Annotated in this window: 25 protein-coding genes; 17 read left to right on the top strand and 8 right to left on the bottom strand. The window is 28.8% G+C overall.

Annotated elements, in window-relative coordinates:
- Window positions 1-98: 98 nt before the first annotated feature.
- The 3 genes from MHN29_RS06425 (at window position 99) to MHN29_RS06415 (ending at window position 3,767) form a co-directional block, all read left to right on the top strand.
- Window positions 99-1,742 (top strand): hypothetical protein, encoded by a 1,644-nt coding sequence (locus MHN29_RS06425; protein WP_235274200.1) that lies wholly within the window; start codon window positions 99-101, stop codon window positions 1,740-1,742.
- A gap of 139 nt (window positions 1,743-1,881) precedes the next feature.
- Window positions 1,882-2,604, top strand: a complete 723-nt coding sequence (locus MHN29_RS06420) for a hypothetical protein (protein WP_235274201.1) — start codon at window positions 1,882-1,884, stop codon at window positions 2,602-2,604.
- A gap of 20 nt (window positions 2,605-2,624) precedes the next feature.
- Complete coding sequence (locus MHN29_RS06415; RefSeq protein ID WP_235274202.1) at window positions 2,625-3,767, top strand: hypothetical protein; 1,143 nt, start codon at window positions 2,625-2,627, stop codon at window positions 3,765-3,767.
- Between the two features lie 176 nt (window positions 3,768-3,943).
- Here MHN29_RS06415 and MHN29_RS06410 read toward each other — a convergent pair whose 3' ends face one another.
- Window positions 3,944-6,160, bottom strand: a complete 2,217-nt coding sequence (locus tag MHN29_RS06410; protein WP_235274203.1) for an OmpA family protein — start codon at window positions 6,158-6,160, stop codon at window positions 3,944-3,946.
- 70 nt (window positions 6,161-6,230) lie between these two features.
- Window positions 6,231-6,992 (bottom strand): TerB family tellurite resistance protein, encoded by a 762-nt coding sequence (locus MHN29_RS06405; RefSeq protein ID WP_235274204.1) that lies wholly within the window; start codon window positions 6,990-6,992, stop codon window positions 6,231-6,233.
- Between the two features lie 117 nt (window positions 6,993-7,109).
- On the opposite strand from MHN29_RS06405, the gene MHN29_RS06400 reads away from it, so the two are divergent.
- Window positions 7,110-7,520 (top strand): BrxA/BrxB family bacilliredoxin, encoded by a 411-nt coding sequence (locus MHN29_RS06400; RefSeq protein WP_150898432.1) that lies wholly within the window; start codon window positions 7,110-7,112, stop codon window positions 7,518-7,520.
- A gap of 53 nt (window positions 7,521-7,573) precedes the next feature.
- Here MHN29_RS06400 and MHN29_RS06395 read toward each other — a convergent pair whose 3' ends face one another.
- Genes MHN29_RS06395 through MHN29_RS06375 form a run of 5 tightly spaced genes read right to left on the bottom strand, consistent with a single transcriptional unit; the run spans window position 7,574 to window position 10,604 of the window.
- Window positions 7,574-8,011: a LexA family transcriptional regulator gene (locus MHN29_RS06395; protein WP_235274205.1), complete on the bottom strand. Its 438-nt coding sequence runs from the start codon at window positions 8,009-8,011 to the stop codon at window positions 7,574-7,576.
- A 3-nt stretch (window positions 8,012-8,014) separates the two neighbouring features.
- Window positions 8,015-9,271 carry a Y-family DNA polymerase gene (locus MHN29_RS06390; RefSeq protein ID WP_235274206.1) on the bottom strand — a complete coding sequence of 419 codons (1,257 nt, stop codon included), beginning with the start codon at window positions 9,269-9,271 and terminating at the stop codon, window positions 8,015-8,017.
- A 27-nt stretch (window positions 9,272-9,298) separates the two neighbouring features.
- Complete coding sequence (locus MHN29_RS06385; RefSeq protein WP_235274207.1) at window positions 9,299-9,505, bottom strand: helix-turn-helix transcriptional regulator; 207 nt, start codon at window positions 9,503-9,505, stop codon at window positions 9,299-9,301.
- A 3-nt stretch (window positions 9,506-9,508) separates the two neighbouring features.
- Complete coding sequence (locus MHN29_RS06380; RefSeq protein ID WP_235274208.1) at window positions 9,509-10,018, bottom strand: DUF2975 domain-containing protein; 510 nt, start codon at window positions 10,016-10,018, stop codon at window positions 9,509-9,511.
- Between the two features lie 13 nt (window positions 10,019-10,031).
- On the bottom strand, window positions 10,032-10,604 hold the full coding sequence (locus MHN29_RS06375; protein ID WP_235274209.1) for a DUF2975 domain-containing protein: 573 nt from the start codon (window positions 10,602-10,604) through the stop codon (window positions 10,032-10,034).
- A gap of 104 nt (window positions 10,605-10,708) precedes the next feature.
- Here MHN29_RS06375 and MHN29_RS06370 point away from each other — a divergent pair, with 104 nt between their 5' ends.
- The 12 genes from MHN29_RS06370 (at window position 10,709) to MHN29_RS06315 (ending at window position 20,236) form a co-directional block, all read left to right on the top strand.
- Window positions 10,709-11,170: an Lrp/AsnC ligand binding domain-containing protein gene (locus tag MHN29_RS06370; RefSeq protein ID WP_150898429.1), complete on the top strand. Its 462-nt coding sequence runs from the start codon at window positions 10,709-10,711 to the stop codon at window positions 11,168-11,170.
- Window positions 11,171-11,179: 9 nt separating this feature from the next.
- Window positions 11,180-11,761, top strand: coding sequence for a HupE/UreJ family protein (locus MHN29_RS06365; protein ID WP_150898428.1), 582 nt, complete (start codon window positions 11,180-11,182; stop codon window positions 11,759-11,761).
- Window positions 11,762-11,827: 66 nt separating this feature from the next.
- On the top strand, window positions 11,828-12,250 hold the full coding sequence (locus tag MHN29_RS06360; RefSeq protein ID WP_255689253.1) for a dCMP deaminase family protein: 423 nt from the start codon (window positions 11,828-11,830) through the stop codon (window positions 12,248-12,250).
- Window positions 12,243-13,805, top strand: a complete 1,563-nt coding sequence (locus tag MHN29_RS06355; protein ID WP_235274210.1) for a S41 family peptidase — start codon at window positions 12,243-12,245, stop codon at window positions 13,803-13,805. Before MHN29_RS06360 ends, MHN29_RS06355 begins: the two co-directional genes overlap by 8 nt.
- A gap of 112 nt (window positions 13,806-13,917) precedes the next feature.
- Window positions 13,918-14,463 carry an RNA polymerase sigma factor gene (locus MHN29_RS06350; protein WP_150898426.1) on the top strand — a complete coding sequence of 182 codons (546 nt, stop codon included), beginning with the start codon at window positions 13,918-13,920 and terminating at the stop codon, window positions 14,461-14,463.
- Window positions 14,453-15,223: a HEAT repeat domain-containing protein gene (locus MHN29_RS06345; protein WP_235274211.1), complete on the top strand. Its 771-nt coding sequence runs from the start codon at window positions 14,453-14,455 to the stop codon at window positions 15,221-15,223. The genes MHN29_RS06350 and MHN29_RS06345 overlap by 11 nt, the downstream gene beginning before the upstream one ends.
- A gap of 15 nt (window positions 15,224-15,238) precedes the next feature.
- Entirely contained in the window at window positions 15,239-16,075 is an 837-nt protein-coding gene (locus tag MHN29_RS06340) for a hypothetical protein (RefSeq protein ID WP_235274212.1), read from the top strand.
- 30 nt (window positions 16,076-16,105) lie between these two features.
- Window positions 16,106-16,837 (top strand): DUF4097 family beta strand repeat-containing protein, encoded by a 732-nt coding sequence (locus MHN29_RS06335; protein ID WP_235274213.1) that lies wholly within the window; start codon window positions 16,106-16,108, stop codon window positions 16,835-16,837.
- 163 nt (window positions 16,838-17,000) lie between these two features.
- The gene (locus MHN29_RS06330) at window positions 17,001-18,119 is read left to right on the top strand and encodes a transglutaminase domain-containing protein (RefSeq protein WP_235274214.1); all 1,119 of its coding nucleotides are present in this window, start codon (window positions 17,001-17,003) and stop codon (window positions 18,117-18,119) included.
- Between the two features lie 122 nt (window positions 18,120-18,241).
- The gene (locus MHN29_RS06325; protein ID WP_235274215.1) at window positions 18,242-18,589 is read left to right on the top strand and encodes a YciI family protein; all 348 of its coding nucleotides are present in this window, start codon (window positions 18,242-18,244) and stop codon (window positions 18,587-18,589) included.
- Window positions 18,589-19,827, top strand: a complete 1,239-nt coding sequence (locus MHN29_RS06320) for an RNA polymerase sigma factor (RefSeq protein WP_235274216.1) — start codon at window positions 18,589-18,591, stop codon at window positions 19,825-19,827. Before MHN29_RS06325 ends, MHN29_RS06320 begins: the two co-directional genes overlap by 1 nt.
- A 67-nt stretch (window positions 19,828-19,894) precedes the next feature.
- Window positions 19,895-20,236 (top strand): VOC family protein, encoded by a 342-nt coding sequence (locus MHN29_RS06315; RefSeq protein ID WP_235274217.1) that lies wholly within the window; start codon window positions 19,895-19,897, stop codon window positions 20,234-20,236.
- A 7-nt stretch (window positions 20,237-20,243) separates the two neighbouring features.
- On the opposite strand, the gene MHN29_RS06310 is transcribed toward MHN29_RS06315, so the two are convergent.
- A complete protein-coding gene (locus tag MHN29_RS06310) occupies window positions 20,244-20,414 on the bottom strand; it encodes a hypothetical protein (protein WP_235274218.1) in 171 nt (56 codons plus the stop codon).
- 148 nt (window positions 20,415-20,562) lie between these two features.
- On the opposite strand from MHN29_RS06310, the gene MHN29_RS06305 reads away from it, so the two are divergent.
- Entirely contained in the window at window positions 20,563-21,657 is a 1,095-nt protein-coding gene (locus MHN29_RS06305; RefSeq protein ID WP_235274219.1) for a DUF4476 domain-containing protein, read from the top strand.
- Window positions 21,658-21,671 lie beyond the last annotated feature (14 nt).

Genomic DNA, 21,671 nt, shown 5'->3' with positions numbered 1-21,671 from the left:
TTATTTATTTTCAAACATCTCACACTTTTTAAGCTTATATTGTATTTATTGCTGCTATTTATATTGATTACTTATTTTTGATTTTTAAATACTTATTTATGAAGTATATTTTTACTTTTTGTTTACTGTCTTTTATCGTCTTTGGAAGCAATGCTCAAGCAAAGGAAACAACTCCTTTATATAATAGATTGAGAGCTTTTAGTGCTGATATTGACAAAGATGAAATTGACAAACAATTAAAAAACTTACATACACTCCCTAAAGATAAACTTGCTGATTTTTATGTTGCCCTTGCAAATTATCAATATGCAATTTTTAGAGATCATGAAAATGCTAATAAACATTTTTATTTTGCGTTAGAACAACCTATTATTTCTGATTATACCAAAGCTGATGCTTTAAATGGAATAGGAACCATATATAGCGGTTTTTTTCATCATGACTTAGCCATAAAAAACTTTAAAAAATCTTTAGAAATTGTTTTAAACAAGTACCCAGATTCTATAGATGATATTAATAGTTTGTATAACAACATTGGTCACTCTTATTCAAACGAAAATCATAAGGATAGTGCTCAATATTATTTTAAAAAAGGAATACAACTTGGATTAGAAAAAAACTCTCCAGCTATGGGTTGTTATTTTAATATGGGTTTTGCACATTCCAATCCTGACTCTGCTTATTATTACACTAAAAAAGCTCTTGATGCTAGTATCCAATTAAAAAAAGATTACCTACTTACCTTTTGCTATATAAATCTAGGAGCCAATGAAATTAGTAGAGGTAATTTAATAAAAGCTGATAGTTTACTTAATTTATCTGAAAAAAACGCTCTGAAGTTTAAACAAACAAAATTTATTAATGAAATTAAAGTGCAACGTGCTCGTATTTTAATAAGTCAAGATTTTAATAACGAAGGAATTAATTTATTAAAAAAAGCAATTCCTTATTTTGAAAATTTAAACGATTTTCTTCAACTTGAAACAATTTATATATGGCTAGAAAAAGCGTATATAAACAACAAACAGTTTGAAAAAGCACATTGGGCTTTAAGAAAATACAATAAGAACATAGCCGATAAAGAGAATAGTAAAAAACTTAAAAAAGATCAGGGAATTGCTATTTATAAAAACCTAGAAAAAAAATTGCAATCGGAAAGTATTAAAAGCTCTACTCAGAAAAGATTTTACTTAATTATTATTTTATTGCTTTTAGTCTTTTTTAGCTTCGCTATTTATCTATTCTTGAAATATAAAAAGAGACAACATTTAAAAAACAGCAAATTATATTCAAAAGTAGGTTCTTTAAGAGATGAAAACATTCAAAATCATCAGCAACTATTATTTAAAAATTTATTAGTTGATGAAAAACAAACTTTTTTAAAACAGCTTGCTTCTGATGTAAAAACTCATGCGAATAATGCAGCAAAAGACAAAAATGCTTTTTTAGATATTTATAAAAAAATTCAACAAAATATTAAAGATTCTATTGGTAATGAATTTGAATATCACTTCGAAAAAGTACATCCTAATTTTTATAAATCTTTGAGTAAAGAAGGGTACAAATTAACCAAAAATGAAATGAGATTGGCTGCTTTAATTAAACTAAATTTTAGTACAAAAGAGATTTCAGAGATTACAAAACAATCTGTAAACACCATAAATGTTGCTAAAAGTAGATTGAAAACAAAATTATCTTTAGACAAAAACACTTCTCTATACAGTTTTATTCAAAAACACTAATAAACAATAACATACATTAAAATGTAATGCTTTTGTAACATACAAGATTACAGGAATAAACTCTTTGTAAGCCCTTACAACAACTATTTTTTTTAAGTCTACTCTAATTTTGCTTCCTGAATTTAAAAGCAATGTTTTTATGAAGCTAAACATAGTTGTTTCTCTTTTTTTAATAGGTAGTTTCTTTTCTTGTTCTACTCCTAATATTGTTGTTTCTTCTAGTTTAAAAAACAACACATCAATTTATGAAGTTACTGGTAGACAAGGGTGGCAATTCAATCAAATAATAAGCTTTGGTAACTTCAAAACATCTAAAATAAAGAGAGGTTGGAACCTAGGTTATAACATTCCATTTAAAATTCATTTCAAAGGAGCTAAAGAAAAACTAAGTTTTATTCAAAACACCACTAACGAAAAAGCTCAGGTTAATTGTATTGGTAAATTTAAAAGTACTGAATACAATTTAATTGAGGATTTTTTCGCTATTGAATTATCTTATAAAAACTATTTTGCAGGTTCTATTAGTATAGGTTCTTCTAAAAACAACTGGAATTTCATTTTACATGAACCTGACGGAAATTCTTTGAAAAATAGCACTTTTGGTTTTATTAAAAATTCAAAAAATAAACAGCAAATTATAATTAAACCTGTAAAAAAAATAGAGGGACAAGCTAACTGGATTCAAATAGACAATCATGGTTTTGAATTCTTATACAATGGTACATCAATAGCTGCTGTTTCTTTACTTAATAATGGACGTGTTTGGATTAAAAACGATCTAAGGAACGAACTACAAACTGTAATTTCTAGTGTTACTTCTGCCTTATTGGTCAGACATAACTTAGAAGAAAGCTTAAACTAAAAACATAAATACATTATCATATGAATAGTAAAATAATATTTCCCTTATTATTGTGTGTTAGCCTTTTAATAGGGTGTTCAGAAGACACCATTATTAAAAACAATACCTCAACATTCGTTAACACCCCTCATGAAAATCTTAATCTTAGTAGTACTTTAATCAGTTCTACCTTGCCTGCTAGAAATGGTGCTGAAATAATAACTTTTAAAGGAGAATATTGGTTCATGGGAGGAGAAGAACCATTTCTACGTTCAAACAACACTTACTTTAATGATATATGGAAAAGTAATGATGGGGTTAATTGGACTAAAGTTGTTGATAATGCTCCATGGCAAGGTCGTTCTGATTTTAATCTTTTAACTTTTAATAATAAATTATGGATTATTGGCGGAAAAAATAACAATAACGATATTACAGAATGGCTAAATGATATTTGGCAAAGTGATGATGGTATTAATTGGACACAGGTTGCTAAACATGGTCCATGGGAAACCAGAGAAAGCATGTCTGTATCTGTTCACAACAACAAAATGTACTTAATTGGCGGACATTCTTTAACCAACTGGCATTTATATCAAGACATTTGGGAATCTAGTAATGGAAAAAACTGGACTAAAGTAGGCAGCATTAGTGACGCTTTATTAGGTACCGAATCTTCTAGGCAAGGAATTCAAGAACATACCATTATTAAATTAAACAATGAATATTACTTAATTGCTGGACAATTAGCTTCTATATTCACTGCTCATACACGCGTTTTAAAAAGTAAAGATATGATTAACTGGTCTGTAGCTACTATAAATACGCCTTGGAAAAATTATAAATACAATAATTTAGGAGATCTTCGTCCTTTTGTTTACAAAGGAAATTTAGTCGTTGTTGTAAACACAGGTTTAATTAAAATAGCCAATACTGGAGATGTTAAAAAAGACTATTTACCTGCCAAACAATTGATTTACTCTTCTGAAGATGGCATTAACTGGGAAGAAAAAGCAGAGCTTGATAAATTACCAAATGTAAATGGACAACTTTCATTACACATGCTTAAACCTAGAGTTTTACATGTTAACAATGAAATTTATCTATATGGTTCTTATCGTGCTTCTATAGTAAACAAAAAATTAGATACAGAAACTCATATCTATAAAATAACTAATAATTAATTTACCAAAGCCCCCTTAAGTAAATTAAGTAATTCTATTTTTTTATTCAATCGATGTTTACTTAGTATTGATTTTCAAAATAATTGCTTGATTATTAAAAAAGCGTTGCAAGAAATTTTCTTACAACGCTTTTATTATTATGGATAATATCTCTCTTAAAAGTTTTAATATGTTAATTACCTTTTAGCATTCTTATCTATTTTTAAAGCTTCTTTTATGCTTATTCTTTTCCCTTCTAAAAAAGGAACAATAAAAGCATCATTATAACCTGCTTTTTTCAATTGTTTTAACCTATTTTCTATTTTTTCTAACGACTTATTTTTACAACAATAAAATTTAAATGAGGTTCCTGCACGTATAACTTCTGATTCCTCTAAATTAGCAAATGGCTCTTTTTCAAATTCTTGCCTTTTAGTTGAAGCTAGTTGTATTTTGTATACTAATCCTTCTTTTCTTTTTACTAGTGATGTTTTAGTATCATCTAGTATGTAAAAATATGAACGACGATTTATTTGATGTGCTTCTTCAGCACATTCAGTTCCTTTTGTTTCATCACAATCATTCAATAATTGTTCTTCTCCAAAACCTTTTGCACTTTGTATTCTCTCTGATGAAATACCTCTTGAAATAATATACTCTTTAGTTGCTTCTGCTCTTTTGGTAGATAGCCATTTATTATACTTAGCTTCTCCTCTGCTATCTGTATGCGATTCAATTTTAATTACCATTTCTGGATGATTATTCATTACAGACACCACATGTTCTAACTCGTATGCTGCATCTTCTCTAATATCATACTTATCAAAATCAAAATAAATAGGATTTATGACTATTTGATCTTCAACGATCAAAGATTCCAATTGTAAATTAGTAGTTATTGATTCCTTATTTACATCAAGTGTTTCTACCACTTTTTCTTCACTCTTATAATCATCTTTTGATGCTACTACCGTAAACTTTTTTTCACACTCTAACGCATTAAAAGTATACGTTCCATCTTCTTTTGTTTTTGTTTCAGTTACTACTTTACCTGTTGAATCAATTAATCTTACTACTACATCTTGAATTGGCTTCTCTGTTTTTGTTTCTGTTACTAAACCAGATATAGCTTCTTTACAATTATATACTAAGAAACTATAAATATCATCATCTCCTTTTCCTCCTTCTCTGTTTGAAGAGAAAAAACCATTATTTCTTTTCTTATTAATTACAAATCCAAAATCATCATAAGGTCCATTGATTGGTGCTCCTAAATTTAGAGACTTCGTATAATTACCTTCTACAAATTTAGATTCAAAGACATCTAAAGCTCCTAAACCTAAGTGCCCATCTGAAGCAAAATACAAGGTATTATCGTCTCCTATAAAAGGAAACATTTCTCTTCCTTCTGTATTTATACCTCTTCCTAAGTTTTTTGGTTCACTGTATTTTCCTCCCTCTAATAACTCTACCTTATAAATATCGGTTAAGCCATATCCGTTGGGCATATTAGAGATAAAATACAATGTTTTTTCATCCAAACTCAAAGCAGGGTGTCCTATTGAGTAGTTATCATTATTAAAAGGAAGTTCTGCTATATTCCCCCAAACATCTCCTATTTTTTCTGCCTTATAAATTTTAAGATTTGCTTCTTTATTTTTTCCTCCTTTTAATTTTTCTCCATCAGAACTCGTTCTTGTAAAATACATTGTTTTTCCGTCTGCTGTAATTACAGCATTAGACTCATGATATTTAGAATCTACAGATTCAACTTTCTTAGAAGCAAATACATCTAGAATTTTTGCTTCTTCATTAAAAGATTCTGTTCCTTTATAGATACTAAGGTGTGGTTGATTATTCCAACTATACAACTTTTTCTCATTGGTTCCATTAGGCTTTGTTGAAGCAAAATAAAACTCATTACCATATATAAAACCTCCAAAATCAGAATACTTTGTATTTATTGAAAGATTATTAAGGTTTACATATAACTTTTCTCTATTAGTATATTCAATAAAATAGTTTTCATTCTGTTTTAATGCCTCTCCTCTACTATCTTCTTGTTTTAATTTATGTAATTTCAAAAGCCATTTATCTGACTCTTTAATTTTCCCATTACTTTTTAATACTTGTGCGTATTTAAAAACATATTCAGGTGAAATAATTTTCTCATACCTTTTTATTAATTCTTTGTACCATTTCTCGGCTTGTACAAAATTTGAATTATTGTAATAAGAATCGCCTAGACGACTTAAAACAGAATAGGAAGTATCTCCTTTCTTAAATAAACTTTCATATAATTTGGCTGATTTCTTATAAGCGTACTCATTAAAATATTTATCTGCTATAGATTTTCTTTGCCCCCAACAAGTTACACTTATAAAAACAAATAAGTATAGTATCTTTTTACCCATATTTAAAATGCGTTTTTACGTATCTAAGCCACCCCTCATAAAGATAACTTTTTTTTATTACACTAAAAAATTAGCTAAGTCCCCTCTCTTTTTTTATTTGGTCGTAAGCCGCTTGAATTTGTTGGAATTTTTCTTTTGCCCCCTTTTTATGCTCTTCTCCCAAACCTTGTAATTTATCTGGATGGTATTTTTTTGCCATCTTTCTATATGCTTTTTTTATTTCATTATCAGTAGCACTTTTAGAAATCTCTAAAATTTTATACGCACTACCTGAAGCATCATAAAACATCGCTTTTATTGAAGAATAATCTCGTTGATTTATATATAAATAACTTGCTATTTTTCTTATTTCTTGTTCTTCTGGATCTGTAACTTGCCCATCAGCTTTAGCTATTCCAAATAAAAAGTGAAGTAATTGTAATCGAGTAGAATGCGTCATGTGTTGACGAATTTGCAAGCAAACCTGACGCGTTGAAATTTGTTTCTTTATAATTCCATTGAATAATTTAAATGCATGATTTGCCCTTTCTTTCCCATACATTCTTACAAAATACGATCGTACATAGTCTAATTCTCTTCTATCTACTCTTCCATCAGACTTTATAACAACTGAAGCTAGTATTAATAAACTTATTTCAAAATCTCCTGAAGTAGCTCTTCCCCTATATTGTTGCTGTTGCGCTTGTTCTTGATATTTTCTTTGCTCTTCTGTAAAATCTTCTATAGAAACCCCATCAATAAAACTACCTACTGCAAATCCTATAATTGCTCCTATTGGACCTCCCAATGTAAATCCTGCTCCTGCCCCGAGCCATTTTCCAAATTTCCCCATTCTATTTTTTTAAAGCTGTAAAGATACTATTATGTCTTAATATAAAAGCATCAGTTTTTTAGGTTTGATTCTTGCTTGTAAATGAAGTATCTTTGCATCAAATTTTAATTTAAAAATATGTATCCAGAAGAATTGGTAAAACCGATGCGCGATCAGTTAATTGACGCTGGTTTTGATGCTTTATATACTGCTGAAGATGTTGATAATGCTTTAGCTAAAGAAGGAACAACATTAGTAATGGTAAACTCTGTTTGTGGTTGTGCTGCTGGTACAGCTAGACCTGGTGCTATTGCTTCTTTAGGAGCTGATAAAACTCCTACAAATTTAACTACTGTTTTTGCAGGTGTAGAAAAAGAATCTACAGCTAAAGCGAGAGAATATATGATTCCTTTCCCTCCTTCATCTCCTGCAATTGCTTTATTTAAAGACGGTAATTTAGTACACATGTTAGAGCGTCATCATATTGAAGGTCGTTCTGCTCAAGCTATTGCTCAGAATTTAGCAGCTGCTTACGATGAGTTTTGCTAATTATTAGATAAAAGACTTACAACAAAAAAACCAGCAATATTGCTGGTTTTTTTTTATACTTTCTTAATAACATTTGTTACAATTCCCCAAATAATAAAATTATTTTCTTCTGTTATTTTTATAATAGGATAATCTGGATTTTCCGGTTGTAACCATACTTCATCACCTTCAACACGTAAACGTTTAACTGTAAACTCTCCGTCTAAAAAACAAACTGCTATCTTATTGTTTGTTGGCGTAATACTTCTGTCTATTACTAACAAATCATTATCATCCAATCCTGCACCAATCATAGACTGACCACTAACCTTTGCAAAAAAAGTTGCTTCTTTATTTTTTATTAATTCCTCATCTAAAGAAATACGTGTTTCTCTAAAATCGTCTGCTGGCGAAGGGAATCCTGCCGAAATACCAATATCCATAAAAATAGCTCCTTCATTTTCATTCTTCTCTTTTGGTAAAAAAAGAGTTAATTTTCCTAATGCTCCCATAATTTATTTCACCTTAATAATCTCGTTAATATTTGTAGTGTACTTTGGTGACAAACGTTCTTGACGCATTTTCCAAGTACGCTTTAAATCTTGATTTGCTAATTTTACTTTGTCAGATTTAAATGTTTTATTCAACTTATCAATTGCCTTCATCAAAGGTTTATGTTTTGGGTTTTCCCCTTCAAACATATTCAATTGATAATTATCTGAAGGTACTAATCCTGTTACAATAACTCCGGCTCGCTTATACTTAATTCCTTCTTTAAATATAGTTGTTACAGCTTTCACTGCACTTTTACTAATAGTTAATGTTGAATCTGTTGGATATGGAAAAACTACAGTTTTACTTACCCTATGCTGTTCACTATCTTTTTTATGGCGATCGCTGCGCAACATTACAACCACCATATGACAACTAGAATTTTGTTTTCTTAGTTTTTCTGCACAACTGGTGGCAAATGTAGAAATTCGTTCTTTAATATTATCTATATCTGAAAATGTATACTCAAAACTTCTTGTTGTTGCTATTGCTTTTTTTGTTACGGGTTCGTCCAATATTATTTTAGAATCTCCTTCTAAATCTTTCTTCAACTTCCAAACTGTAATTGATAAATTTTTTCGCACCCAATCATCATCTAATTGTGTAAAATCGTAAGCTTTAATACAACCTTTTGCTTTCAATTTTTTGACCAACCCTCTACCAATTCCCCAAACACTTTCAATAGGTATCCATTGTAATGCTTTTATTCTCTTTTCTTCAGAATCTATTACATAAACCCCTCCAGTTTTTTTAGGGAACTTTCGGGCAATTTTGTTAGCAATCTTACTCAAAGCTTTTGTAGGTGCTAGTCCTACACAGGTTGGTATTCCTGTCCATTGTAAAATTGTACTTCTTATTTTTTTTCCGTAAGAATCAAAATCGTAATTATCAAATCCTTTAAACTGTAAAAAAGCTTCGTCTATTGAATACACTTCTACATCGGGAGAAAATTGTTCCAATATTTTCATCACTCGAGCACTCATATCTCCATATAAGGGATAGTTTGATGATAACACTGAAATATTATTATCCTTACAAAACTGTTCCCATTTAAAAATAGGTGCTCCAAATGGAAGGTTTATTTTTTTTGCTTCATCACTCATAGAAATTACACAACCATCATTATTGCTTAAAATAGCAACTGGTTTGCCTTCTAAATTCGGGTTAAAAACCCGTTCACAAGAAGTATAAAAATTATTACAATCTACGAGTGCGTACATAAATGTAAAGATAAAAATCTTCTTCCATTACGCTTCTACATATTCTAAAATATCCGCTGGTTGACAATCTAAAGCTTTACAAATAGCTTCTAAAGTGGAAAATCGAATTGCCTTTGCCTTTCCTGATTTTAAGATTGATAAATTTGCTGTAGTAATACCTACAATTTCTGCCAATTCTTTGCTTTTCATTTTTCGTTTAGCAAGCATTACGTCTAAGTTTACAATTATTGGCATAATTTAAATTGTTAAGTCATTTTCTTCTTTAAGTAATTGTGCTTTTCCAAATACTTCACTTAAAAACAAAAAGAAAAGTCCCATTATTAAAAACAAAAATACTGATGAATTTAACTCCATTCCTATTTTTTGTTCTAACAAAACCTGTAATACTATTTTCCCTAAAAATTCAACAGCACTGCTAACTAAAAAAAGCTTACCAATTTTATTAAAATTACGAACAACTAATGTAGAAAAATAATTTCCTATTGATAAATCATCTAAGCTATTTTTCAACAAAGAAATTGCTTTTATGTATATAGAATACAACAGTATAATAATACATAAAGTAATTATAATTTTAGGTGAACTTAGATTTCTAAAATCTACATACATCCCTAAAATTTTAGGATTCATTTTACTATTTCTAGTAAGAAAAAAAGTGGCTATTCCAAATACTGAAGCTGCTACACTTATTAGCATCAAATAATAATATATATTTATAAACTTCTTTAAGATTGAGATCGTTTTCATACTCATGTTTTTTTTAAATTGTTAAATTATTTTCTTCTTGTAATACATTTCCTTTTACTACTAAAAAAGATATAAACTGCATAAATAATGCTACCACGAATATTGGTAACACATTACTTATAGATATACCTAAAGATCTACCTATTATATAACCTACCTTATATCCTTGACCTACAGCCGGATCTGAGATTGAACTTAAATCTGGATCATTACTTAATATAAAACCTAAAATAAATGTGAAACACAAAATAACGGTTCCATATATAATCAATCTCTTTCCTACTGTTCTTAATCGATTACAATTCTCTTTCGTAAATACATGCTCTTTTGAAAAATTAAAAATCACTTTTCTAAATACTAATAATAAATACATAAGGTATCCCATTAACCCTAAAACTATAAATGACAAAAAATAATAATATCCATCATTCCAATTATCTGGTAAACTCATTTTAAAAACTTTCGATTTCACTCCTCCAAATATTGTATAGTGAATTACCTTATATGTTTTCTCAAAAAAGTTAATCCCAACACTAATCACCAATAGCGTACAAAACAATTTTAAAACACTTAATACTTTTTTCATTTCTTTTTATGCTTGATTAATTCTGATACAAATATATAAAAATTATTGAAAAACAATAATTTTTTACTTTTTATTGATAATTAAAGTTTCCTTATTTTTGCTGTATGCTTAAGAAATTAAAAATTGACGGTATTGATAAAATTATTATCAAGCGACTAGTAAAGGATGCTCGAACACCTATTTTAAGTATTGCTAGAGAGGTAGGAATATCGGGTGCTGCAATACATCAACGATTACGAAAATTAGACAGTTCTGATTTAATTGATGGTTATAAAATGGTTTTAAATCCAAAAGCTTTAGGATATACCACAACCGCTTTTGTGGGGGTATTTTTGGAAGCTTCTAGTCAATATTCTTCAGCTATTAAACGATTAAAAGATATCCCTGAAGTTGTAGAGAGTCATTATACAACGGGTAACTATGCTATTTTCATTAAAATACTATGTAAAAACAATGAAGATTTAATGCATTTGTTAAATAAAGATATTCAAACTATAAAAGGGGTTTCCAGAACAGAAACTTTTATATCTTTAGACCAACAAATAGACCGACAAATAAAAATTTAAAAACCCCGAATGAACGATTTTATTTTTTACTTTAAAATGGGCTTGTTTCATGTATTAGACATCAAAGCCTATGATCATATTTTATTTCTAATAGTACTTGCTGTTGTATATCAGTTTAAGCAGTGGAAAAAAGTTTTATGGCTTATTACATTGTTTACTATTGGGCACTCAATCACTTTAGCACTATCTGCTTATGGAATACTAAATGTTAGAGCCGATTTAATTGAGTTTTTAATACCTTTAACTATATTCATTACTGGATTAATGAATGTACTTACTGCTAAAAAAGCATCTGTAGGAAAAGAAAATCAAAACTTATTTTTCGCTCTATTCTTTGGTTTAATTCACGGATTAGGTTTTTCTAACTATTTTAAAATGATGATTGGAAAAACTTCTGACAAATTAGTTCCTTTATTAGAATTTGCATTAGGTGTAGAAGCAGCTCAAATTATTATTGTATTGCTTATTTTATTAGTAGGATCTTTAGTGCAATCTGTATTTGGAGTAAACCGTCGCGACTGGATTTTAGTTGTATCATCTATTGTAATTGGTTTTGCTTTTCAAATGATGATCAACCGTGTTTTTTGGTAAAAAATTAACGTCTAAACATCTTAATTCTAATTATATTAGCATTTAACATAACTACCTAAACTACTCTTGAATAAAAAACAATTAAAATACGATAAGGCTTATTTAAAAATGGCTAGAGAATGGGGTAAATTATCTCATTGTAAACGAAAACAAGTTGGTGCCCTTATTGTAAAAGACCGTATGATTATTTCCGATGGATACAACGGAACTCCTTCAGGTTTTGAAAACTATTGTGAAGATGAGGAAGGATATACTAAATGGTATGTATTACATGCAGAAGCAAATGCTATTTTAAAAGTAGCAGCATCTACACAATCGTGCAAAGATGCTACATTATATATTACACTTTCTCCATGTCAACAATGTAGTAAATTAATTCATCAAGCAGGAATTAAACGGGTAGTATACGCAGAAGCATATAAAGATTGTTCTGGTATAGATTTTTTAGAAAAAGCTGGTGTTGAATTGACTTATTTACCTTATGAATAAAAATAACTTACCTATATATTTATCAATAGCTGTTGTTTTCGGTATTCTTATCGGAACTTTTTTTAACCAAGGAAACTCTAGTGGTTTAATTGGAAAAAACACTGCTAATGAAAGAAAAATTAAACGTCTTATTGATTATATAGATAATGATTATGTAGACAATGTAAATACTGATGAATTATTAGATGGTGCAATTACTGAAATGCTTGGTAAGTTAGATCCGCATTCTGTTTATATCCCAAAAGAAAATCTTCAATTAGTTACCGAAAACATGCAAGGTAACTTTGTTGGAATTGGTGTTCAGTTTAGAATGATTGGTGATACCATTACCGTTATTTCTCCAATAAAAGGTGGACCTAGTATTAAGAAAGGAATTAAAGCTGGTGATAGAATTTTGTTAGCAAATAAAGATACTCTTTATGGAAAAAGGCTTCAAACTTCTCAAATAATGAAGGCTTTAAAAGGTAAACCTAACACTAAAGTAGACATACAAGTTTACAGAAAAACAAACGATAGTCTTTTTGATGTAACTATTAATAGAGGAAAAGTAAATATTAAAAGTGTTGATGTAGCTTATATGCTAAACGATAGCATTGGCTACATAAAGTTAGATCGTTTTGCTCGAAATACTTATAAAGAATTCAAAAACTCTTTAGACAATCTTTTGGAAGAAGGGATGACCGACTTAGTTCTTGATCTTCGCGGAAATGGTGGTGGTTTTATTGATATAGCTAATAGTATTGTTGATGAATTTTTAGAGGATCAAAAATTAATTGTTTTCACTAAAAATAACAAAGGTGATGTTGTTGAGTCTTTTGCTACCGAAAAAGGAGATTTTGAAAAAGGCGGTTTATATGTTTTAATTGACGAAAACTCTGCCTCTGCTTCTGAAATTGTAGCTGGTGCTTTACAAGATAATGACAAAGGTATTATTATTGGACGTCGTTCTTTTGGAAAAGGATTGGTACAACAGGAAATGGATTTAGGTGATGGGTCAGCTGTTAGACTAACTACCGCTAGATATTATACTCCTACTGGACGCTCAATTCAGAAACCTTATAAAAAAGAAAATACAACCTCTTCTTACGATAGCGATATTAGAAACCGTTACTCAAACGGAGAACTTTTTAATAGAGATAGTATCAAAACAATAGACAGTTTAAAATTTACAACTCCTAAAGGAAAAACAGTTTATGGTGGTGGTGGAATTATACCAGATCATTTTGTTGCCGTAGATACAACATCTTATATACCAACTATATTTTTTAGATCATTAAACAACTACGCATTTAACTATGTAGATAACAATCGTAAAAAACTTGCTGAGATTACGGTTGAAGATTTTATAAAGAATTTTGATAAGGACAATACTATTTCTAATCAGTTTTTATCTAAATTCAAAGACTATCGATTATCACAAAGAACAAAAAAACAACTAAAAGAAAATCTTAAAACATTAATAGCTCGAGAACTCTTTAGCGACGAAGGTTTATACAAAGTAAACCAACCAAACGACAAAATGCTTCAAAAAGTTTTTGAACTAGAATCTCAATAAAAACAAGGCCTCGTAAATTTACGAGGCTTTTTTTTATAAAAAATTTAATATCACATGTAACCTTTCTGTAAATTGATGGTTTTTAATATAGAAACTAATCAAAACCAACACATTGAAACATCTAACTGATGAAGATTTAATGCTAGCAGTAGCTAAAGGAGATTTAGATACTATGTCGATTTTATTCGACAGATACCATGTGCGTATCTATAACTTCTTTAATAAGATGATTCAGAATAAAATGGTTAGTGAAGATTTAACTCAAGATGTTTTTATCAAAGTTTTAAAATATAGAACATCTTATAAAAATGGAAATTTTGCTTCTTGGATATACACGATAGCTAGAAACATTTTTTCAACATATTATCAAAAACAGAAAAAAGAGAGAACTAATATTATTGAAGACGATAAACTTAACTCAGAGTTAATTGAATCATCAACAAATAATAAAGAAGAAATAGAACATTTAAAAGTAGCCTTATTACAACTAAATAATTCAGATAGAGAATTAATTGTAATGCATCGCTACCAAGGAATAAAATACGAGCAAATTGCTGAAATAATAGGAAGTTCAGAAAATGCCGTAAAGGTGAAAGTGCATAGGGCATTAAAAAAACTAAAGAATATTTATTTTCAAACAGTAGGTAATGAAGTGTAACGATATAGAAAATAAACTAATAGATTATATTGAGAAGGATCTTACCAAAGAAGAATCTTTAATAGTCGAAAAACATATTGAAAGTTGTATTGCTTGTCAAAAAGAAGTGAAAGAAATGAAGCTTTTTTTAGATGTAATTGATAATGATATAGAAGAAACACCTTCAAACAACTTAAAATTAAATTTTGAAACGTTTTTAAACAAAGAAAAAGAGCAAACTAAAGTTATACTAATGCAACCAAAAACAAATTGGAAATCGTATATCCGTGTTGCTGCTAGTATCCTTATAGTTGTTAGTGCTTTTTTGATAGGTAAATATCAATCTTCAATTAGCTCTAGTAACTTAACCTTTGCTGAGAAACAAAAAATAGAAAAAGAAAATCAGGTATTGGCTTTATTAGAAAACCAATCAGCAAGTAAACGAATTTTAGCAGTAAGTAATGCTGAAAAATTCACAACAAACGACATAAAAATAATTGATGCCCTTATAAATAAACTATTCAATGATGAGAACGTAAATGTACGTTTGGCTGCAGCAGAAGTGCTTTCTAAATTCTCATCACTAGAAAAAGTAAAAGCTGCATTAATCAAATCGCTAGAAACAGAAAAAGTACCATCAATGCAAATTGAATTAATTCAAATCTTAGGAAATATACAAGAAAAAAGAGCGCTCGAACCTATGAAAGAATTATTAGAAAAAGAAGAAACACCAAATTACGTAAAACAAGAAATTCAGTATAACATACCTAATTTACTGTAAAAACATACAAGAATCATGAAAAAAATCATTTTAATATTATTATTAATTAGCGGTGTTGTAACTGCTCAAAACAAAGAATTTAAACATTCTTTATCAGGAATTAAAAAAGTACGAATAGAAACAAATACTACAACAAAAGTTACTGTAGGCAGTTCCAATTCTTTAGTACTCAAAAACTACAAACATTCTCATAACGATTGTAACAATTGCGATCATGATGATGATCATGATAATAGGTTTCCTTATAACAGCAATAGCTTTATTAAAACTAAAAAAGATAAAAGAAAAGGTTTAACAGCAATTTACCCTGGAGGTAAAGACAATACAAATGGTTATGGTTTTTCTATAGAGAAAGAAGGTGATATACTTTATGTTAGAGATTTAAAATCTCACTTTCAACGTAGTGGTATTCATTTGGAACTTCCTAAAAGCATAGACATTTCTGTTGACACAGGTAACTTAGGAAGTTTAGATATAGAAGGTTTTACTTCTGAAGTTGAAGCTAATACCAATGTAGGGAGAATTACTATGATGGATGTTACAGGACCTATAACCGCACACTCTACTGTTGGGCCAATAAATATTGAATTTTCTAAAGTTAGTCAATCATCACCTATTACAGTGAGCTCCTCTACTAGTGAAATAGATGTTGCTATCCCCTCTAACACAAAAGCAAATCTTGAATTAAGAACCAACGGAACTGTTTATACTAATTTCGATATTGAAATTCCAACTAAAAAAGGAATGAAAAATGTAAGTGGAGCTAAAAGTATCGTAAGTACTATTAATAATGGAGGCGTAAAGATTAAGCTGAAGTCGTCTATGGGAAACATTTACTTACGCAAAAAATAACCTAACACACAACAACATAAAACTATAATAATGAAAAGATTACTCTTATTCATAGGATTACTATTGACTTTTGGTAACCTAGCAGCACAAAAAAAAGTAACTAAAACTAAAAATACATCAGGAATTAACGAAGTATATATTCATGCAAAATTTGCTAAAGATATAAAAATCAAAAACTGGTCTAAAAATGAAATTTCAGTACAAGCTACAGTAAATATAAACGACAACAAGGACAATGATTTTTTTAGCTTAAAAGAAGATAAAATAGGGACTACCTATACCATAAAATCAAACTATGGTGATTTATTCAACAAACAAAAAAAGCATACAGTTGTATATAATGCAGGAGATTGTAAGAATTGTAAACACTGCTCTTACCATAGTGACATGAAAATAAATTATGTTATTTATGTTCCTAAGAATATACAATTAAAAATAAAGAGTATTTCTGGAGACGTTAATGCTCTAGCTTATAATGGCAAATTGACTTTAGACTTGGTTAGCGGAAACATTACTATAAAAAAACATTCTAAGTCTATGAATTTAAAAACTGTGAGTGGTGATATAGACATTGCTATTTCAGATGCTAAATTTAAAGCACAAACTTTAACAGGTACTGTTTACTCTAACCTAGATATCGATTTTGATAAAAACAGAAAGAGATCATACGGAAACCAAAAGATATACGGAACTGTAAAAAACGGAAAAGCTTCGTTACAGTTAAAAACTGTGAGTGGTGATATATTTTTACGTAAAATATAACTCACCTTACAAAAACAAAACATTCACTCAATACTTCTTTTAAAGATATTTTTCTTGAAAGAAGTATTTTTTTTTACACAAAAGACAACCTTTGTATAAAAAAGGATGTCTTATTTATATATTTACAAATAATAAAAATAGCTAACTAAAAACTCTATTCACTATGAAAAAAAATCTTTTATTACTTCTTTCTATCTGCTTTATCATTGTTTCTTGTCAAAAAGAAAAACAACATAACGGGCATCCTGTAATTAACGCAAATTCTACAGGTACAAAATATAAAATTGCAGAAAATTGGTATGAAGGATGGTGGTCCATAGCACCACAAGTAAAACACGACACATTAAAAGTCTTATGTTACTCAAACCCAGAAAAGTTTATTTTTAAAACAGATATTGATAGCATATCCTTTGATGTATCAGTTGGTAAATCTTACGATTTTTATGTAAATCTTAAAGATTCTACTTATGCACATACTATTATTACTGGAATTGATTTCCCCAGAGATAAAATAAAGTACGCCACAACACCTCAGAACACAACCTTTAACATCTTATACGAAGAAAATAAAGGAAACTCATACTTGTCTGAATTAGCGGCTAAATATCCTGTTCAGGAATTTAAAAAAGATATTACTGATACTGAAAAATTACTACAAATATTAGACTGGACTAATTCTAGATGGAAACATAATGGAAATAATTCTCCAAGTAAATCTGATCCTATTACAATTTTAGATGAAGCAAAAGCTGGTGGGAATTTTCCTTGTTTTGCTTATGCTATAGTTCTAAAAGCACAATTAGAAAATGCTGGATTTAAATCTAGAACCATTTATTTAAAAACAAAAGATGCTGAAACAAGAAAATCATCTCCTGGTCATGTTGCTACTGAAGTATATGTTAACAGTTTAAACAAATGGGTCTTTCTAGATGGGCAATTTAATATTATGCCTTCCCTTAACAATACCCCTTTAAATGCCGTTGAATTTCAAGATGCTCTAACAAATAACTACAAAGACTTAAAACTAAAAAGTTTAAAAAAGGTTTCTAAAAGACAATATGCTGAATTTGTATACGACTATCTGTATTATTTAGATACTAGTTTAGATCACAGAACTAGAATAGGTTCTAATATTGAAGCACATAAAATTAAAGATAAAACAAGTATAATGCTTGCTCCAATTGGCGCACCAAATCTTACAAAAGTTAACTTTTGGGACTTGACAATAGATTATTGTTTATATACTAACTCACTAAACGATTTTTACGCTAAACCACAATAAATCAATTGTTTTAATAATTTTCAATTAAATTAGTAACTCTAAGTTATAAAAAAAATTAAAGAAGTGTCCTCTTTACATTTCTGGTATACGTCTTAATAGTAAATAATTTAAAACTTTAATTTATGAAAAATTTTATGATGATTTTTATCGGTAAAGAATATATCGATTTAGGACTTTCAGAAGAAGATGTACAAGCAAGAATGGAAAAATGGTTTGCTTGGAGTAACAAAATGGAACAAGCTGGAATTTTACGTGGAGGTGAAGCTTTGACTCCACAAATAAGACGTGTTGTTGGGAAAAACAGAACAATTACTGACTTAACCTCAGCAGATGTAAAAGAAGTTGTTGGTGGATATTTTTTAGTTGAAGCTAAAGATTTTAACGAAGTGCAAGAAATTGCACAAGATTTTCCTGATTATGACTTAGGGAATACTGTAGAAATTCGTGAAATTATGGTATTTGACAAATAATGAAAGACACTCAAATAGATCATCTTTTCCGCCATCATAGCGGAAAGATGATTTCTGTTTTAACTCGAATTTTTGGGCTTTCTAATTTAGAAATCATTGAAGATGCTATTCAAGATACTTTTTTAAAAGCAAGTAGTAGTTGGCAAAATAAACAACCTGAAAATCCTGAAGCTTGGTTAACTCAAGCTGCTAAAAATAGAGTACTTGATATTTTCAGAAAACTTAAAACTGAACAAAAACACCTGCCTGAAATTAAAAGTGGGATTGAAGTTATAAGTATTAACGAATTATTCTTAGACACTGAAATTGAAGATGCTCAGTTACGAATGATTTTTACTGCCTGTCACCCAAACTTAGCTCCAAAAGACAGAATTACCTTTGCTTTAAAAACAATTTCCGGTTTTAGTATAAAAGAAATAGCTTCTGCTTTACTCACTAAAGAAGAAACAATTAAAAAGCGTTTATTAAGAGCTAGAAAGACAATAAAAAAAACAAAACTTGAATTTAAAATCCCTCAAGGCAATGAGCTTCCTCATCGTATAGAAAGTGTTTTAGAGGTTCTATATCTAATCTTTAACGAAGGTTTTCATTCAAATAAAAAAGAAATTTTAATACAAAAAGAGTTATGTGGAGAAGCTATGCGTTTATGCAAAAGCTTATTGAAAAATAAACACACTAATATTTCTGCAAGTTATGCCTTATTTGGTTTGATGTGTTTTCATGCTGCTCGTTTAGATGCTAAAATAAACACAGAAAATGAATTATTAGATTTAAGAGAACAAGATAGAAACAAATGGTCTTTTCCCTTAATTCAATTAGGCAACGCTATGATGAACAAAGCCGTAGAGGGCAATATATTCTCTTCTTATCATTACGAAGCTGCTATAGCTGCTGAACATATCAAAGCTCCAAGCTTTAAACAAACTAATTGGGATAAAATACTACAATGGTATCAATGCTTACACAAACTACAACCCAATCCTTCTCATTTACTCACTATGGCTGTTGTTTGTTTACAAAACAAAAACTACATAAAAGCTAACTATTATTTTGAGCAATTACAACCTGACATTCTAGAACAACGTTCTTATTTATTTTACGGTGCTAAAGCAGATTACTTTTTTGCAATAAATAACAAAGAAGAAGCTATCAAAAACATTGACTTAGCTATTGAAAAGGTTACCAATAAATTCGAAAAAGAATATTTAAAAAAGAAGAAAATTACTTTTAAAAACTAATTTTAACTTAAGTTGTTTTTGCTTTTTTTAAAAAGACAAATTAGTTTTCAATTCTAAAAATTAAACAATGAACAACAATCATATAAATTACATTGAATTTAAAGCTAAAAACATTGAAAAAATCAAACAATTTTATTCACAAGCTTTTAATTGGACTTTTACTGATTACGGCCCAAGCTATACTGCTTTTTCTAGTAGTGGATTAGAAGGTGGTTTTGAAAAAACTGATCAAAAAATAAACAATGGAGCTTTAGTAGTTTTATACAATGAAAACCTAGAAGAAATCAAACAACACATTATCGAATTAGACGGAATCATTTCTAAAGAAATATTTTCTTTTCCTGGAGGAAAAAGATTTCATTTTATAGATCCTTCTGGAAACGAACTTGCCATTTGGTCTGACAAATAAAACCTAATTAGATTCCTTTTGTAACTCTTTTTTGTTGATACACCTCAGCAATAGTTGGATTTTCGGGACATGATTTTATTTGTTCAAATTCATCTCCCGATTTTACCTTACCAGTTTCTAATATTTTAAAGTAAATTCCTGGAAAATCCTGTTTCCAAAACTGTTTTACGATTTTCATTTTGTTATCCCATCCTTAGTTGCTTTGAATAATTACTGCCAAACTATTTTAATATGATTTATCTAGAAAGCAACTTTTAAATTCTAAAAAATGAATTAGTATTTTCGCGGCTTGTTAAGACTTATTTTTATAAATTAAAATATTAATTATGAAAAAAATATTATTTATTCTCATTACAATTATAATATCCAATTCAGGATATACACAAAATATAAAATACAAAACACCCAAAGCTATTACTACAGACTTAGTAAATCTTACCTTTAAGAAAGTAAAATCTACTAAGTCAAGTTATTTTATAAATTATGATATAAAAAACTTAGGTAATGGAATTCTTTTTCTTAACCGTAAAAACACTAGTGTTTTTGAAAACTCTGGAGAGGTTCGTGCCAGCAAAGGAGATTATAAAATTCTTCCTGGAAAAACCAAAACCATATATAATCAATTTAGAGTAAAATCGCCATTAAGAGCTAATGCTGATTTCTTTGACCTAAAAATAAATGGAATAAAATATGCTAAAAGCTCTAATAAAACTATTAAAGGAGGTTTAATAAAAGTAGAAGAAAAAATTGAAAAAGTTTTTGGGGGTTTTACTTTCAAAATTATTGAATATAACGTTTACACAGATAGACATTATATACAAATTAAATGCACATATAACGGAAAACAAACAACAATTGGTAAGCTTGATTTAACAAAAATTAAAGTAAATGGAGGAAATGCTAAAATTATAAAAAAAGGAGATGTTATTTTCCCTGGAAAATCTTATACTTTTTCAATAAATGTTACTCCTAAAGAAGCTAAATTAAATGTTGATTGTACAGATGCAATTAAAATTTTAGAGCTAAAAAAAATAGAACTAAATACTATTAAAATTGTAAATACTAACTATAAAGAAACCTCTAAAAAAGAAAACAAAAAAAACGATTCTGTTGTTAAAACTCAAAAGCCTTGCGAACTAAGTTATAGTAAATTTACTACTTTAAAAAACACTATAAAAAAACAAATGGATATTGGAAATAAAGCTGTTGAAACAGCTCAAAGTTTCTTAAAAAAAAATAAATGTATCACTACACTACAAGTAATTGAATTAATGGGGATTTTTAATTTAGATGGCTCTAAACTAGAGTTTGCAAAAATGGCATATAAATATACTTCTGATAAAGGTAAATATCATAAAGCAGTTGGAAAATTATCTTATGTTAAAAACAAAGAAGCTCTAGAAGAGTTTTTAAACCAATAATCATTATATAAATC

It is taken from the genome of Tenacibaculum sp. Cn5-46, from assembly GCF_022347705.1.
Taxonomy (GTDB): domain Bacteria; phylum Bacteroidota; class Bacteroidia; order Flavobacteriales; family Flavobacteriaceae; genus Polaribacter; species Polaribacter aiptasiae.
Note: the sequence above shows the minus strand (reverse complement) of the source record. Positions and strands in the feature narration are given on the sequence as shown.

What these genes read in the sequence shown, in the direction of transcription:
- MHN29_RS06425 (WP_235274200.1), top strand. Translation starts at nt 99, where the DNA reads ATGAAGTATATTTTTACTTTTTGTTTACTGTCTTTTATCGTCTTTGGA.
- MHN29_RS06420 (WP_235274201.1), top strand. Translation starts at nt 1,882, where the DNA reads ATGAAGCTAAACATAGTTGTTTCTCTTTTTTTAATAGGTAGTTTCTTT.
- MHN29_RS06415 (WP_235274202.1), top strand. Translation starts at nt 2,625, where the DNA reads ATGAATAGTAAAATAATATTTCCCTTATTATTGTGTGTTAGCCTTTTA.
- MHN29_RS06410 (WP_235274203.1), bottom strand. Translation starts at nt 6,160, where the DNA reads ATGGGTAAAAAGATACTATACTTATTTGTTTTTATAAGTGTAACTTGT.
- MHN29_RS06405 (WP_235274204.1), bottom strand. Translation starts at nt 6,992, where the DNA reads ATGGGGAAATTTGGAAAATGGCTCGGGGCAGGAGCAGGATTTACATTG.
- MHN29_RS06400 (WP_150898432.1), top strand. Translation starts at nt 7,110, where the DNA reads ATGTATCCAGAAGAATTGGTAAAACCGATGCGCGATCAGTTAATTGAC.
- MHN29_RS06395 (WP_235274205.1), bottom strand. Translation starts at nt 8,011, where the DNA reads ATGGGAGCATTAGGAAAATTAACTCTTTTTTTACCAAAAGAGAAGAAT.
- MHN29_RS06390 (WP_235274206.1), bottom strand. Translation starts at nt 9,271, where the DNA reads ATGTACGCACTCGTAGATTGTAATAATTTTTATACTTCTTGTGAACGG.
- MHN29_RS06385 (WP_235274207.1), bottom strand. Translation starts at nt 9,505, where the DNA reads ATGCCAATAATTGTAAACTTAGACGTAATGCTTGCTAAACGAAAAATG.
- MHN29_RS06380 (WP_235274208.1), bottom strand. Translation starts at nt 10,018, where the DNA reads ATGAAAACGATCTCAATCTTAAAGAAGTTTATAAATATATATTATTAT.
- MHN29_RS06375 (WP_235274209.1), bottom strand. Translation starts at nt 10,604, where the DNA reads ATGAAAAAAGTATTAAGTGTTTTAAAATTGTTTTGTACGCTATTGGTG.
- MHN29_RS06370 (WP_150898429.1), top strand. Translation starts at nt 10,709, where the DNA reads ATGCTTAAGAAATTAAAAATTGACGGTATTGATAAAATTATTATCAAG.
- MHN29_RS06365 (WP_150898428.1), top strand. Translation starts at nt 11,180, where the DNA reads ATGAACGATTTTATTTTTTACTTTAAAATGGGCTTGTTTCATGTATTA.
- MHN29_RS06355 (WP_235274210.1), top strand. Translation starts at nt 12,243, where the DNA reads ATGAATAAAAATAACTTACCTATATATTTATCAATAGCTGTTGTTTTC.
- MHN29_RS06345 (WP_235274211.1), top strand. Translation starts at nt 14,453, where the DNA reads ATGAAGTGTAACGATATAGAAAATAAACTAATAGATTATATTGAGAAG.
- MHN29_RS06340 (WP_235274212.1), top strand. Translation starts at nt 15,239, where the DNA reads ATGAAAAAAATCATTTTAATATTATTATTAATTAGCGGTGTTGTAACT.
- MHN29_RS06335 (WP_235274213.1), top strand. Translation starts at nt 16,106, where the DNA reads ATGAAAAGATTACTCTTATTCATAGGATTACTATTGACTTTTGGTAAC.
- MHN29_RS06330 (WP_235274214.1), top strand. Translation starts at nt 17,001, where the DNA reads ATGAAAAAAAATCTTTTATTACTTCTTTCTATCTGCTTTATCATTGTT.
- MHN29_RS06325 (WP_235274215.1), top strand. Translation starts at nt 18,242, where the DNA reads ATGAAAAATTTTATGATGATTTTTATCGGTAAAGAATATATCGATTTA.
- MHN29_RS06320 (WP_235274216.1), top strand. Translation starts at nt 18,589, where the DNA reads ATGAAAGACACTCAAATAGATCATCTTTTCCGCCATCATAGCGGAAAG.
- MHN29_RS06315 (WP_235274217.1), top strand. Translation starts at nt 19,895, where the DNA reads ATGAACAACAATCATATAAATTACATTGAATTTAAAGCTAAAAACATT.
- MHN29_RS06310 (WP_235274218.1), bottom strand. Translation starts at nt 20,414, where the DNA reads ATGAAAATCGTAAAACAGTTTTGGAAACAGGATTTTCCAGGAATTTAC.
- MHN29_RS06305 (WP_235274219.1), top strand. Translation starts at nt 20,563, where the DNA reads ATGAAAAAAATATTATTTATTCTCATTACAATTATAATATCCAATTCA.